This is a genomic window from Bacillus sp. DHT2 (genome assembly GCF_026241455.1).
Taxonomy (GTDB): domain Bacteria; phylum Bacillota; class Bacilli; order Bacillales; family Bacillaceae_G; genus Bacillus_A; species Bacillus_A pseudomycoides.
The window spans coordinates 19,681-32,589 of the sequence record NZ_JAPHWH010000011.1 but is presented as its reverse complement, the minus strand read 5'-3'; the positions used below and the strand labels follow the sequence as shown (position 1 = coordinate 32,589).

Here is a 12,909-nt window from a genome sequence, read left to right as displayed (position 1 = left end):
TTTTGTGTGAAATATTTCGCAATATAAGAAGTCTGAATCTTTTGATTTTGGATTCTTTTCTATTTCTAAAACAACTGAAAAGGATGATATAGACAATGGCAAAAATCACTGGTATGAACTGTAAGCTGTATATCAAAGATGCAACTACTGGAAAGCTATTAGCTGGACAACGAAATGCAACTTTGAATAGATCTGCTGAATCTATTGATGCGACATCAAAAGATACAGCTGGATTCTGGAAAGAGTCTTTACAAGGTTTTAAAGAATGGTCAGTAGATGCTGATGGAGCGTTTGTTGAATCAGATGAAGCTTATGGATTGCTAGAACAAGCTTTTATCGACTCTACTAATGTAGTAGTTTATCTTCAATTACCATCAGGCACTAAGTATGAAGGCAGCTGTACGATTACTGACTTCAGATTAGAAATGCCTTATGACGATTTAGTCACATACAGTATTAGTCTGCAAGGCAGTGGAGCGCTAAATATAGTTACTGCTTAATCTGTATAAGGCAGATAACAGTATACAGAATATAGCAGATATATCGAATAAGTATATGAGGCTGAGAGCTGTACACTCTTAGTCTCTTTACTTCTTAATATATAACATAAGAAAGGAGTATCAATAATGCATACACTTGAGATGAATAAGAAGATACGATTCTTGCAAGAGATTAGAGAAGAGATCGGTGATTATAACTTCCGTAGATGCGTAGCAAGAGTGTATACACAACACTATATTGAAGTACTTGAGTCTAATGAATTAAAGATCAGTAGGGAAGACTTTGTGTTTCGAGTGAATTGTATGTTAGAAGAGCACAATGTTAAACCAATGTCATACTACTTCTTTAGACAATTCAATATGGATGGGGTATTGAAGTAAGATTCTCAGTTTGATTCGTACACGTTCGGTCCAAATCAGTATCGCCTACTTTATTGACAAAAACGATCAAAATAATGGTAATAACGAGGGAGGTGTCACTCACACAGCAGGTCCCAAAACTCCCAAACCCCGTTGAAATTCAAAAGGCTTATTCTATACGAATAGCCCTTTGAATTATTTTTTATTCTTTATCCTTCTTTTCGTCTTCTCCCAACGATTGAGTGTCACGCCATTCAAGTGTGACTTTATCTCCGCCTACCATACCTGGATAAGGTCTTATATGAACTGTAACACCTTCGCCAAATTCCTCTCGATTGCTCGGCTCATCTAGACTTGGGATTTCTGGAAGGGCTAATTCTTCTTTTGAATCATTTTGCTTCTTATCAGACATATTCATTTTCTCCCTCTTAGTTCAATTTTAATAGCCTCACCGATATTATTTCTTTTTTATGAAAGCTTATACCTTCATTATTATTTAGTTAAAGTTAAGTCTTCAGCATTAAAGAAAATTCCCAAACTCCGTTGAAACAAGATAAAGCTCATCACGATGATAGACAAGCGTTGTCATGTTGTTCAAGAGGGAGAGAAGTTACAAATATCCTATGTTGAATGAAACGTAGTAACTTTTTCATTTTTATTTTTATTACTTTGTATTTATATTTAATATAGCAATAAACGAAAAATGGAATAGATTAATGTGCAAATTATTGCTAAAATGAACTTAGGATTAGCAATAATTTCCTAAGGAGATTAGATTGATGAGAAAAAAATAATAGCTGAATTAGCAGAATGTTATAAAAAAGAAGAGAAAGAAATTTTAGATATTTTAAAAGAACATGTGAAAATATCCCCCTATGAAACTATGAATTCTGGGGATAGGATTATTATTAATAAGTTTCATATTATAGAAGAAGAGCAAATAATTTTGGACTATTATAAGCTATTATTAAATATGTATTGCAATATTAAATTTCCTAATAGATCTTATATTATGACAGAATTAATGAACTTAATGCCCATTCTCCATAAGTACTACGCGTATACAATATATAAATTTGACTTTAAAGATTTTTTTTATAGTATTAGTTCCAAGAAAAGCTTTGAATATATTTGTGATTCAGTAAATTTAAAAACTAGTGAATTTACGTTTTTGAAAAATTATACAAAAGAAAATGAAAAACTTATTCCAGGTATTGGATTACATAATTCTCTAGTGGAGTTAAATGGAAATAATTTTGATCTTGAAATGAAAAAGGCGTTCAAAGAAGGTTTTTTATATTACGCACGTTATGTTGATGATTGTATTTTAATATTGGATGAAAAAGTAGCCGAGGACAAAATAGAGAAAACAGTATTAAATTTAATGAAAAAGTGCTTTGGAAATAAAATTACTATTAATCTTGATAAGACAGAATACTATCAGTCTGATGATGTTAATTATAAAATTAATTATTTGGGTTATGTGTTTGAAAAAGGTCAGTCAGCCAAGAAACAATTTAAGTTTGGAATTGCAGAGAAGAAGCTTAAGAAGTATAAAAAGCAAATAGATAAAATTGTTTTGGAATATGATGATAATAATGATATAGAAATGTTAAGTTTTAAATTAGAATTAGTATTTAAAAGGATTGTATATTACGGCACTAGGAAGAACAGCAATAAATACAGGTGGCAGGTTAGAGGGATTAGCGATAGTTATAAGGAATTGAAAAGATTTATGAAGGATAATGATAATTATGAGAAAATTACAAACGCAACAGAAAAATTCTTTTGTAAAAGTATTGAAGAAAGTTTCGGGCGAAATGGAATACTACTGCCTGCAAAAATTAAAAATCAATTAAAAAATAAAAAATTCATCTCTTGTTTTTTTAATAACCAAGCCTTATTATTGCATCCAAAGTTAGGATTAAATCACAGTAATTTAAAAGAAAAAGTGGGGATTGTATATAAAAATAATATAGAAAATTGTGGTTATAATGAGCTTGCAGATATATTATTAAGGAATATAAGGTAAAAGTGGTGAGGCTTTGCCCCACCACTTTTATTTTAAGAATTATCGAGTGCTAATTCTTGATATTGTGTATTAATAATTTAGCATGTAATAGTATGGGGTGTCAATTATGACTGGGAATAAATTTAACAGGCAAAAAAGTGATTATTTATTGACTGATTTACTTCCTTATGAAAAAGGAAATCATTATACTCATAGACATTTCTATGAATATTTACAGAGAGAGAAAAAAACACTGAAGAAATTGTTTAATAAGATAAAGGTTGAAGGTAGCTTTAATAGTAAATGGCATTCTTCACCATTAAAGTTCACTATATCAAAAAAAGGAGATGGATTTCGAGAAATTTCTTTAATAAATCCGTTAGGTTTGTTGGAATCGTTAGCTTTCATCCATTTATTTGAAAGTGATATTTTAAATATTATCCATAATAAAAAAGATTTTTCTACGAGAAAGGCTAGTAGAGTAAATAGTTTATCTTATAAAAAAGATAAAAATCAAACAGTTTACTATTCTGACCTAGTTTCCAAAAATCAACTTCTTATTGCTCTTGAATCAAGTGGAACTTATTTCAAACATTATCCATTCAAAAATATTACAGAACTTTTGAATAGTAATAGATTTATTTATGCTAGAGACAAGTTTAATTTGTTATTGACAATTGATATACAACATTGTTTTCCTAGTATATATACGCATTCTTATAAATGGTTAATAACTAATAAAACGTATGATTCTAAGGGATTAAAAGAGGCGGCTTCTGTATATAACAATATTGATACTTTCTTACAGAATATCAATGGCTCTAAAACAAATGGTATTATAGTTGGGCCAGAAATATGTAGATTATTAGCAGAATTTTTATTTATACACATTGATCAACAGGTTATTGAAACTTTGGCAGACAGGAATCTCACTTTTAGAACAGACTATAATATTTTTAGACTTGTGGATGATTATTTTATATGTTCTAAAGATGAAGGCACACAAAACATTATAAAAGAAGTAATTTCAAATAAATTAAATGAATACCAGCTAAAGATTAATGACTCTAAGGTTGCTAAATTTGGTAAAGGAGAAATCCTTAACGCATGGAAGATTGAAGTGTTATCTGTTATTGAGATGATAGAAAGAATATTTAATAATAAAGTTGAAAAATTGAATAGTAACATAACTTCTTTGTTATCTAGGTTAGAATTAAACGAAGAATATACTCAAGGATTGCTTGAAGCAGCAGCAAGCTTGGAATTAACAGTGTCCAAAAAAAGATATAGAAAAGTAAAATACATTGATTTTAGAAGTAGAGTGCTTTCAACAATTAATGTATCTAATGAAAAATCTCTTGTTTGTTCCTACATATTAAGCACAATCTTAAGTAAAATTGAAGCGAAAAAAAATGAGGAATTATTAATAAACATGAGATTAAATGATTTTATCACTTGTGTTTTTTTTGTTTATTCAACAAACATCAATTATGCTTCCACTCAAAAAATAATACGGATACTTTCTCTTTTAATTGATAAACAGCAATTAGACATAAAAGAATTAATTGAAAGAAGTATTGAAAGATTTGAGGAAGATATATTTACGAAGTTCTCTAATGACTGGATTGATTTACTCTTGTTTTTTGCGACTTATCAAATAAATCTTCCATATAAGTTAATTGAAAAGATTACGGATATTTTTATTAAAGAAGAAAGCCCTGTAAACCTGGCTGCTTTATGTATATTTGCTGAATCTGAATTTGTAGATTCAACAAAAATTGTTAAAAGTGTTAATAAGATTATTAAGCAAAAAATAGAAAAAATAAACTGGAAGGAGTTCTTTCAAGATGAACATGGATGGTGGGTATATATTTTTTTATCGTACCCTAAACTGAATAAGAGATTAAAAAAAGAAATGATAGATTATATAAATGGCGTTAAGTCTGATTTGAGGTCTAATAATGTTGATAATGCAAAATCAATTGTTTTAAATTTTCTTTTGGATAATCATAAACATTTTATTGAGTGGAATTTTACAAAAGATAATTATTACAAAAATTATTATTTTTATACGAAAGATAGAACTGTTTTTAACCCTGACATTATTGATCAAATAAGTATTTCTAGGTAAATAATAAAATATCAATTTTATTATGCAAATTAAAGCTTGGCTAATTTTTATGGATTAGTTAGGCTTTTTTCTTTATATTTTCTCTGCATAATTGATTTATGATAACAATAAATACATATATAAATTTCAAGTACCGAATTAATGGTTTTAAATGACTTAATCATTTTTTTAAAAGTTGATTAAGTCATTTTTTATTTTCAATTTCTAATTTACGTTTTTTATGAAGCAGATAAAAGCGTATTACAAGGAGAGAGACAACGTACCAATTAGAAATCCTTGAATACGATATGTTGAGGTGATCTTCATGGATTTTAACTACGAAGAGATTGGAACCTTCAATGCTGAGAAAGCTGCTAAAGGACTTATTGAGTTGACGAATAAAATTAAGAAGAAAAACGATAAAAACGAAGATAAAAAAGCAAGCTAACTCGTACATACCAATGTGTACGAGTTTTTCTTTTTGTTATAAAATTAAATTAAGGGGTGATAATGTGTGAATTCAACTAAATATTCCGAATATTCAAAGAGAGAGCTTGAACAAATGAAGTTATTGTTAGAGATGTATGAGAAGCTCAAAGACAATGAAACATTTCAAGCATTCTTTGAGGATAAAAAGCGAATAAATTTAGAAAAACAACAAATATGAAAATATTAGATGGCGTTTATGTATATGAAGTTAATAATCATGATGGATATTACGTGGAACAAACACTTCAACATGTTACGGAACAAGAAATGAAAAAAGGTGAAACAGAATGGATTGAATTACGCTATCATTTTACGTTCGGTGATCTTGTGCAAGTTACGGGATATGATAAAGATGTTTTTCGTATCGTTGGGTTTCGCACAGAGGTGTGGCGGTATAAAAATGATGCCTGGGAAGATACAATATATGAATTATCGAGAATTACAGATGGTGAGTGGTTAGAGGCTGATGAATCAGATTTAACTTTGCTTGCGAATGCACAAACTGCTAATGCAATCTTGAAAAAAATGAAACAAGATAAAGCCGGGATGAATAAATTAGATTTAGGAAAATTGAAGTCAATAAACAACTCAAAAAAGGTGAGTATTAAAACAAGCAGACAAGAAATTATTGATGGATTATTAGATATTTATAACGACTATCAATTATTATACGAAACATTTCAAGATGAAGAATATAAAATTGTTATGGATGTCGTCCATAATTATTTAGTTAAATTAACAGAGAAAAAATAGTTAGAAAGCAAGAAGAAATTGAACAAAAATATATATTGTGTACGGTATACCTACAATAGTTAAAAAAATAATAAGCCCTTTAATGATAGAGTCTGCCCATTTATCTTCATGCATGAACTCTTCTTTTCTTTGCTCTATTTCATATTGATATTCCATTCGTATTTCCCCCTTCAAATAGCTTGTACTACATCGTATGCTGCAAGATGAAAGGATATGACAGACAAGTATGATTTGGAAAAGAAAATCTATTTTTCTAATCTCGTATACATAATTTTGAAATTTTTTCATAAAACAGAAATAAAGGGGTGATGCTCATGAAGGAAATTGAAGTCGTAATTGATACGGAAGAAATTGCGGAGTTTTTTTATGAGCAACTAATTGAGAGAGGGTATGTACCAAAGCGAGAAGAGATTGAAGATCTCGCTGATATTACATTTGAATATTTACTAGAAAAATGTATGATTGATGAAGTGTTTGATGAGGATGAAGGGTGAAAGTAACGACGGGATCTACTCGTCGTTTTTTACACTTCAAAATTCTTTCTTTACAAACTTGTCACAAACATAAAGCGTAATTATTGATATAATAAAAAGAAAATTTTAAGCAAGAGGTGAAGGGATGTTCAAAAAAATTATTGATTCTTTACTAGGAAAGAAGAATAGATATCGTTCGTATTCAAGTAGTGATTATCGTCATAGAGGTCGTTCGTATTCAAGTAGTGATTATAACAAGAGGAGAAATTCTCATGGCTATGGACATCAGCATTATAAAAGAAAGCGTAAAAGCCGCAGCTTTTTTTCAAGTAGTTGATGAAATGGCGTGATATACTCGCCTGGTTTGATAGACCGCTGCGTATGGATACAATTGTCTCGCAGCGCTATAAAATTGAATCAGTAATTGGAATGGGCAGCTATGGCTTTACATATATCGTTTATGATTTGCAAACGAAAGAAAAAAGAGTTTTGAAACAGTTAAGACAAAGTAAGCAAAAATATATGTCAGGTAGAAGGTCATTCGCACAGGAGCAAGCGATTTTAGAGCAGTTAGATCATCCGGCAATACCGCGCTTATATGACGGCTTTATATGGAAAAAACAGCCGTTTTTTGTAATGGAGTACATGCCAGGTAAGAATTTTGAAGACTTCATTTTCAAAGATGGACATGTATATGAAGAGCGTGAGGTTTTTCAGATTTTATATAAAGTACTTGAGCCAGTTTCTTATTTTCATAGTAAAGGTATTATTCACCGAGACTTACGAATTCCTAACATTTTAATAAAAGAGGAGCAGATTAGTATTATCGATTTTGGATTAGCTAGATTTATAGAAGAAATCGATGAACGAGCATCTACCTATGAAGGAGAACAAGCCTATATGCGAGAAATTCACTATCGTAGTGATTTTTATGCGCTAGGCCACTTTACATTATTTTTATTATACTCTGGCTATGAATCTACTGCAAAAGAAGAAAGGCCATGGTATGAAGAGTTACAGCTAATGAAAGAAAACTGTGAAATTATTATGCGAATGCTACGGATGAAGCCTCCTTATTACGAAAATATACAAGAAGTTAGAGAAGATGTACGCCATGCATTAGAAAGGATGGGGGATACATGTTTCAAAAGTTTTTAGCAAGCGTTGGAATAGGAAATGCAAAAGTGGATACAGTTCTTGAGAAAGATGAATATTTAGTAGGAGAAGAAATTGTAGGTGTGGTTCATATTACGGGTGGATCAGTCAATCAACAAATTGAAAGCATTTATTTAACACTATCGACATCGTATATACGAGAAGTAGATGATAAAAAAGTAAGTGCTACATTCGATCTAGAACGAGCACGTTTAACCGAACCTATTACGATATCTCCAAATGAAAAAGTAGAAATTCCATTTTCATTCTCAATGCCAATTGAAGCGCCACTTACATTTGGAATGAAAACGGTTTGGATTCATACAGGTCTTGATATTAAGCGCAGTATTGATCCGAGTGATCGTGATTACATTCAGGTGCTACCGAATGTGTTGTTAAACAGTGTTTTAGATAGCGTAAAACAATTAGGATTTAGGCTTCGTCAAGCGGAGTGTGAAGAATTACCACGTCATTTACGTGCCAATATTCCATTTGCGCAAGAGTTTGAGTTCATTCCAGTTTCCGGACAGTATTATGGCAAATTGGATGAATTGGAATTATTAATTTTACCACGTGCTTATGATCGTTTGGACATTATTATGGAAGTTGACAGAAAAGCCCGTGGATTAGCAGGTTTATTTTCAGAAGCTTTAGACTTAGATGAAAGAGTTGTTCGCTTTACTGTAACACGTGAAGACATTCCAACGATGCAGCAAAAAATTAACAGTTATATTTCTTAATAAATGATGCATAAAAAAGAAATGGGGAGGAAAACTAAAACAACCGCTCCATTTCTTATTTTTATATAGTGAGGTTATGTATGTGAAACGATATCGACATGTATACTTGTTAAGTACGTTACTCATTTGTTTTGTCGGATTATCACTTTCGTATCATACCGCTTGTGTTGAGAGATTTGATGATGTTATTTCCAAATTTATTCAAGGTTTTCGGAACGATTATTTGACAGCTTATTTTATCTGGATGTCTTATATTGGTTCAAAAAAAATATATTTTCCAGTATTAATCATAGTTGTAATGTACTTTCTCATTCGAAAAAAGTTGTTAAGTGCGTTATTTTTAATCGTTAATTATTATGGATCTCGCTATCTTAACAGCCTCTTAAAATTATGGTACGAGCGCCCAAGACCGGATGTCACGCAGCTTGTTACAGCTACAGGGTATAGTTTTCCGAGCGGCCATACGATGAATGCTACAGCATTTTTAGGGTTTATCGCCTATGTAACAATCACAGAACATCGCATTACACTGCATAAAAAGTTGTTGCTTATTTTTATTACATGTTTTGTTATATTTTCTATTTCTGTTAGCCGTGTATATCTCGGTGTCCATTATCCATCCGATATATTAGCGGGCTGGGCAGCGGGTGGAAGTTGGCTTATTTTATGTATTATGTTTCATCAAGCATTCATCAAAAAAGAACCTATGTCATCATAGGTTCTTTTTGCATAGGTTCAACATGAATATGAGTGTGTAAAATTCCAAATTTTCGTTCTAACATTTCTTCAATTTTATCGGTAATATGATGGCTTTTACTCACGTCCATACGGGCATCTACTTCAATCGTAATATCCACATACGTTTGGTTTCCATACATACGTGCGCGAATATCAACAATATGTTCAACACCAGAAACGAGTCTGACAGCTTGTGAATATTCCTCCATTTTATCCGGATCAATGCCGTCAGTTAACATATGAGAAGCTTCTATAAAGATGTCCCACGCAGTTTTGCAAATAATAAAGCCAACGATTAACGCCGCAATTGGATCGAGGATAGGCATGTGGAACTGTGATGCTACAATGCCGACAACTGTACCTATACTCACGAGAGCATCTGATAAATTATCTTTTGCAGCGGCTTCTAATGCTTTACTTTTTGTTCGCTGCGCAATTTTATTATTATATTTGTACACGACGTACATGACGACAGCACAAAATAAGGCAACCCATGCTGCAAGTACATTTGGTGCGGTTTTTTGCGGATTGAAAAACGATTGAATTGCACTTACGATTACTTCTAAGCTGACCGTCGCCATAATAAAGGAGGCAACAAGTGAAGCGATTTGTTCTGCACGTGAATGTCCGTATGGATGATCCGGATCACGGGGTTTACGAGAAATTTTAAGACCAATTAATACAGCTAAAGAAGCACCAATATCTGTTAAGTTATTTAAACCATCCGCCCGTAATGCACTGGAAAGGGCAATATAGCTAATTACGATTTTCAGTGATGATAAAAATATGTAGGCGATAATGCTGACAATAGCTCCTTTATCAGCTTCTTTATTAGAAAGTGAATTCATAATGATCACTCACCTTTCTGTTAGGAAATTCTTTCTATTAATAGAGTATCAAACGAAACTCGTGTGGGTCTATACAAACATTGTTGACGCTTTATAGTTTTTTAAGTAGGGGATAACAAAGTTTCGCAAAGGAAAAATATGTTGCAAAGTACAAAGTGAGAAAAGGTAAAAATTTCATCGGATTTCCTTTACGATATAAGGAAGGGGGGAGATGCGCAAAATATTATCCTGTTTTTTACGATCCTTAGTATCACAGGGGGTAAGTCGTCCAATGAGGAAGCAAGATATTTCTATGCTATCGATAGCTATTTCGAAAGGATTTGGCGGTTTAAATGAAGCTTATTTTATGAATATTGAATGAAGATGAACAAAAATTAAAGGGGATTAGTAATCTGCTATATGATTTGTTAATTACATATAAAAATGGAGATGTATCTTGGAGATGAAGGAGAAAGAAGTATCCTAATGTATATTGGTCAGGAGGAAATAGCCTATTACACTTCTGAAGAAATGACTAAGTAATTACGAAAGAAAATCATTAAAAAAGACTAAAAAAGTGCCTCTGAAAGAATATATCTCAGAGCCACTTCTTCTATTTTAGTATGCTTCTAAAAACTCAGTAACTTGCTCTTCTGTTTTTGCGTTCGCACTATGTAAATGACCAAGTTTTTCACCATTTTGATACACTAATAAGCTAGGAATTCCCATTACTTGATACTCTTCTGCAATACTTGGGAACTCATCTTTATTAATAGAATACCATTCGAATTTCTGGAACTCTTCCATTACATCTCCGATAAAGTTATCCATCCGTACACAATCTGGGCACCATGTAGTGAAGAACTTAACTACTACTGGCTCCTCGCTTGCGATAATGTCCTTGAATTCCTTTTCAGACTTGATTTCTTTCATGTTTTTCGCTCCCTTTACAATTGTTTTATTTTGTATTTTTTTAGGTGGTAATTTCATTAAAAAATCGAAACTTCTAACGAATTTCTAACGAACGGTTTTATTTCCGAACAATTCGTTTGCAAATTGGTCCACCGCAGTTTCTTGAAGTCCTGGTACGACATGTGAGTAGGTGTCTAATGTGATGCCTACTCTTTTATGTCCTAAACGTTCACTTACAATCTTCGGATGAATACCTTGTTTCAACATTAAAGTTGCATGAGTATGCCTTAGATCTTGGAACCGAATATCAGGAACCTCACTTTTCTTTATAAGCTTTTTCCAGAGCTGTGTCAAACTTCTGAAATTGCAAGGATTACCATTAAAGGTAGGGCAGACTATATCATAATCGTTATATTCACTTCCGTAACGTTCTTTTTCTACTTTTATTCGTTCATGATGTTCTTTCAGAGCGTGTAATGTGATTTCAGGAAGTACGATTAATCGTTTTCCTATAGAGGTTTTGGGTTCATGAAATTCTGGATTTGAGTCAATATTTTGGACGCCAAAAAGTTAAATCTAAGCTACTTTTTTAGCTAGATCTTCTATTGCTTGGGGAGTTTTATAACCAATGCTACTATGAATCCTCTTGCGGTTATACCATCCCTCGATGTATTAAAATAGTGCTAAGTTTGCTTGTTCAAATGTAACATGTTTTGTGCGATATACTTCTTCTTTCTTTAAAACGGCATGAAATGACTCGATACAATCGTTATCATACGGGCAACCTTTCTTACTGAAAGAGGGCTTTATTTTATAATTCGCGAGTAAGCTTTGAAATTCCTGACTTGTATATTGTGTCCCTAAGTCAGTATGTAGAATGAGACATTCTAGTGGTTTTTGTTTATAGTAAGCTTTTTCTAACGCTTTTACTACAAGATTCGTTGTCATATTTCGTGAAAATAAATACCCTATAATTTTCTTAGAATACAAATCCATGACAGATGCAAGATAACACCAAACGCCTTTTGGGGTGTGAATGTAGGTAATATCAGCTACCCATTTTTCATTTATTGTAGTTGTAGAAAAGTCTTGTTCTAATAAATTTGTCCGTTTCTCTACGGTTGATTTTGAAGAATGTGGTTTGTATTTCTTTAAGAGAATGGAACGAATATCTTCTTTTCTCATGAGCCGTTGCACACGCTTTATGCTTACTTGCAATCCTTGTTCCAATAGTATTTGATGAATCTTAGGTGCACCGTAACGACCTTCACTGTCTTGATGAATTTGTATGATTTTTTTGGTTAATTTTTTATTTTCACGACTACGCTTTGACTCTGTTTTATGCTGAGATTGGTAGTAAGAACTTCTCGCTATCCCAAGAGTTTGGCACATCATATGAACAGAGTGCGTTTCTTTTTGACAATCAATAGATGGGTGTAATTCTGTATCTTTTATTTTCTCGCGAATATGGCCATAGTCTTTTTTAAAATTTCATTCGCTTCTTTTAGACGAAGCATTTCTTTTTTCATTCGTTTTAGATCTTCTAGTGTCATTTCATCTTCATCAACTGATGTGATAGGAGAATATATTTTAATCCATTTATAAACGGTTACTTCTGATACGCCATACTCGCTGCTTAATTGTTTTACAGATTGTCCTGAACGATATAATTCAACCACCATTTTTTTAAACTCTTCATTAAATTTCTTGTTTGTCATACGGACACTTCCTCCTTGAAACCCATTGTAAGGACTTAACTAAGTTGTGTCCATATGACTATACTAACTCCATACATGCTGATAGATTTGGACTTTATAGTTGAATTATAAGATTAAGTTTTG

At 31.9% G+C, this 12,909-nt stretch carries 17 protein-coding genes and 1 pseudogene; 12 read left to right on the top strand and 6 right to left on the bottom strand.

Annotation, left to right across the window (positions count from 1 at the left end; genetic code table 11):
- Positions 1–95 precede the first annotated feature (95 nt).
- Both ORL93_RS22090 and ORL93_RS22085 read left to right on the top strand, forming a co-directional pair.
- A complete protein-coding gene (locus tag ORL93_RS22090) occupies positions 96–500 on the top strand; it encodes a phage major tail protein, TP901-1 family (RefSeq protein WP_265959500.1) in 405 nt (134 codons plus the stop codon).
- 126 nt (positions 501–626) lie between these two features.
- Complete coding sequence (locus ORL93_RS22085) at positions 627–881, top strand: hypothetical protein (protein ID WP_265959499.1); 255 nt, start codon at positions 627–629, stop codon at positions 879–881.
- 181 nt (positions 882–1,062) lie between these two features.
- On the opposite strand, the gene ORL93_RS22080 is transcribed toward ORL93_RS22085, so the two are convergent.
- Positions 1,063–1,272, bottom strand: coding sequence for a hypothetical protein (locus tag ORL93_RS22080; protein ID WP_265959498.1), 210 nt, complete (start codon positions 1,270–1,272; stop codon positions 1,063–1,065).
- Positions 1,273–2,031: 759 nt separating this feature from the next.
- Between ORL93_RS22080 and ORL93_RS22075 the strand changes: the two genes are divergently transcribed.
- The 5 genes from ORL93_RS22075 to ORL93_RS22055 all read left to right on the top strand — a co-directional run bounded on the left by ORL93_RS22075 (position 2,032) and on the right by ORL93_RS22055 (position 6,223).
- Entirely contained in the window at positions 2,032–2,892 is an 861-nt protein-coding gene (locus tag ORL93_RS22075; RefSeq protein ID WP_265959497.1) for an RNA-dependent RNA polymerase family protein, read from the top strand.
- A 106-nt stretch (positions 2,893–2,998) separates the two neighbouring features.
- Positions 2,999–5,002 (top strand): RNA-directed DNA polymerase, encoded by a 2,004-nt coding sequence (locus ORL93_RS22070; RefSeq protein ID WP_265959496.1) that lies wholly within the window; start codon positions 2,999–3,001, stop codon positions 5,000–5,002.
- A 304-nt stretch (positions 5,003–5,306) separates the two neighbouring features.
- A complete protein-coding gene (locus ORL93_RS22065) occupies positions 5,307–5,429 on the top strand; it encodes a hypothetical protein (protein WP_265959495.1) in 123 nt (40 codons plus the stop codon).
- Between the two features lie 66 nt (positions 5,430–5,495).
- Positions 5,496–5,648, top strand: coding sequence for a hypothetical protein (locus ORL93_RS22060; protein WP_265959494.1), 153 nt, complete (start codon positions 5,496–5,498; stop codon positions 5,646–5,648).
- The gene (locus tag ORL93_RS22055) at positions 5,645–6,223 is read left to right on the top strand and encodes a hypothetical protein (RefSeq protein ID WP_018766373.1); all 579 of its coding nucleotides are present in this window, start codon (positions 5,645–5,647) and stop codon (positions 6,221–6,223) included. The genes ORL93_RS22060 and ORL93_RS22055 overlap by 4 nt, the downstream gene beginning before the upstream one ends.
- Here ORL93_RS22055 and ORL93_RS22050 read toward each other — a convergent pair whose 3' ends face one another.
- On the bottom strand, positions 6,224–6,379 hold the full coding sequence (locus ORL93_RS22050; RefSeq protein ID WP_003197522.1) for a DUF3930 family protein: 156 nt from the start codon (positions 6,377–6,379) through the stop codon (positions 6,224–6,226).
- Positions 6,380–6,537: 158 nt separating this feature from the next.
- Between ORL93_RS22050 and ORL93_RS22045 the strand changes: the two genes are divergently transcribed.
- The 5 genes from ORL93_RS22045 (at position 6,538) to ORL93_RS22025 (ending at position 9,309) form a co-directional block, all read left to right on the top strand.
- Positions 6,538–6,717 (top strand): YozD family protein, encoded by a 180-nt coding sequence (locus ORL93_RS22045; RefSeq protein ID WP_003197525.1) that lies wholly within the window; start codon positions 6,538–6,540, stop codon positions 6,715–6,717.
- A 124-nt stretch (positions 6,718–6,841) separates the two neighbouring features.
- A complete protein-coding gene (locus ORL93_RS22040) occupies positions 6,842–7,033 on the top strand; it encodes a hypothetical protein (protein WP_017149660.1) in 192 nt (63 codons plus the stop codon).
- Positions 7,033–7,854 carry a serine/threonine protein kinase gene (locus ORL93_RS22035; protein ID WP_097794998.1) on the top strand — a complete coding sequence of 274 codons (822 nt, stop codon included), beginning with the start codon at positions 7,033–7,035 and terminating at the stop codon, positions 7,852–7,854. Before ORL93_RS22040 ends, ORL93_RS22035 begins: the two co-directional genes overlap by 1 nt.
- Positions 7,836–8,591, top strand: a complete 756-nt coding sequence (locus ORL93_RS22030) for a sporulation protein (protein WP_265959493.1) — start codon at positions 7,836–7,838, stop codon at positions 8,589–8,591. Before ORL93_RS22035 ends, ORL93_RS22030 begins: the two co-directional genes overlap by 19 nt.
- An 82-nt stretch (positions 8,592–8,673) precedes the next feature.
- Complete coding sequence (locus ORL93_RS22025; RefSeq protein ID WP_018782185.1) at positions 8,674–9,309, top strand: phosphatase PAP2 family protein; 636 nt, start codon at positions 8,674–8,676, stop codon at positions 9,307–9,309.
- On the opposite strand, the gene ORL93_RS22020 is transcribed toward ORL93_RS22025, so the two are convergent.
- The 4 genes and pseudogenes from ORL93_RS22020 to ORL93_RS22005 all read right to left on the bottom strand — a co-directional run bounded on the left by ORL93_RS22020 (position 9,296) and on the right by ORL93_RS22005 (position 12,786).
- Positions 9,296–10,177: a cation diffusion facilitator family transporter gene (locus ORL93_RS22020; protein ID WP_006094767.1), complete on the bottom strand. Its 882-nt coding sequence runs from the start codon at positions 10,175–10,177 to the stop codon at positions 9,296–9,298. The genes ORL93_RS22025 and ORL93_RS22020 overlap by 14 nt on opposite strands.
- A gap of 597 nt (positions 10,178–10,774) precedes the next feature.
- Positions 10,775–11,089, bottom strand: coding sequence for a thioredoxin family protein (locus ORL93_RS22015; RefSeq protein WP_016114761.1), 315 nt, complete (start codon positions 11,087–11,089; stop codon positions 10,775–10,777).
- A gap of 84 nt (positions 11,090–11,173) precedes the next feature.
- Positions 11,174–11,551 (bottom strand): site-specific integrase, encoded by a 378-nt coding sequence (locus ORL93_RS22010; protein WP_306474325.1) that lies wholly within the window; start codon positions 11,549–11,551, stop codon positions 11,174–11,176.
- Positions 11,552–11,644: 93 nt separating this feature from the next.
- Positions 11,645–12,786: pseudogene (locus tag ORL93_RS22005) on the bottom strand (IS3 family transposase).
- Positions 12,787–12,909 lie beyond the last annotated feature (123 nt).

Bases quoted from the DNA above. Each gene is read 5' to 3' on its own strand.
- ORL93_RS22055 (WP_018766373.1), top strand. From the start codon at position 5,645: ATGAAAATATTAGATGGCGTTTATGTATATGAAGTTAATAATCATGAT.
- ORL93_RS22080 (WP_265959498.1), bottom strand. From the start codon at position 1,272: ATGTCTGATAAGAAGCAAAATGATTCAAAAGAAGAATTAGCCCTTCCA.
- ORL93_RS22040 (WP_017149660.1), top strand. From the start codon at position 6,842: ATGTTCAAAAAAATTATTGATTCTTTACTAGGAAAGAAGAATAGATAT.
- ORL93_RS22020 (WP_006094767.1), bottom strand. From the start codon at position 10,177: ATGAATTCACTTTCTAATAAAGAAGCTGATAAAGGAGCTATTGTCAGC.
- ORL93_RS22050 (WP_003197522.1), bottom strand. From the start codon at position 6,379: ATGGAATATCAATATGAAATAGAGCAAAGAAAAGAAGAGTTCATGCAT.
- ORL93_RS22085 (WP_265959499.1), top strand. From the start codon at position 627: ATGCATACACTTGAGATGAATAAGAAGATACGATTCTTGCAAGAGATT.
- ORL93_RS22015 (WP_016114761.1), bottom strand. From the start codon at position 11,089: ATGAAAGAAATCAAGTCTGAAAAGGAATTCAAGGACATTATCGCAAGC.
- ORL93_RS22030 (WP_265959493.1), top strand. From the start codon at position 7,836: ATGTTTCAAAAGTTTTTAGCAAGCGTTGGAATAGGAAATGCAAAAGTG.
- ORL93_RS22045 (WP_003197525.1), top strand. From the start codon at position 6,538: ATGAAGGAAATTGAAGTCGTAATTGATACGGAAGAAATTGCGGAGTTT.
- ORL93_RS22065 (WP_265959495.1), top strand. From the start codon at position 5,307: ATGGATTTTAACTACGAAGAGATTGGAACCTTCAATGCTGAGAAAGCT.
- ORL93_RS22035 (WP_097794998.1), top strand. From the start codon at position 7,033: ATGAAATGGCGTGATATACTCGCCTGGTTTGATAGACCGCTGCGTATG.
- ORL93_RS22070 (WP_265959496.1), top strand. From the start codon at position 2,999: ATGACTGGGAATAAATTTAACAGGCAAAAAAGTGATTATTTATTGACT.
- ORL93_RS22090 (WP_265959500.1), top strand. From the start codon at position 96: ATGGCAAAAATCACTGGTATGAACTGTAAGCTGTATATCAAAGATGCA.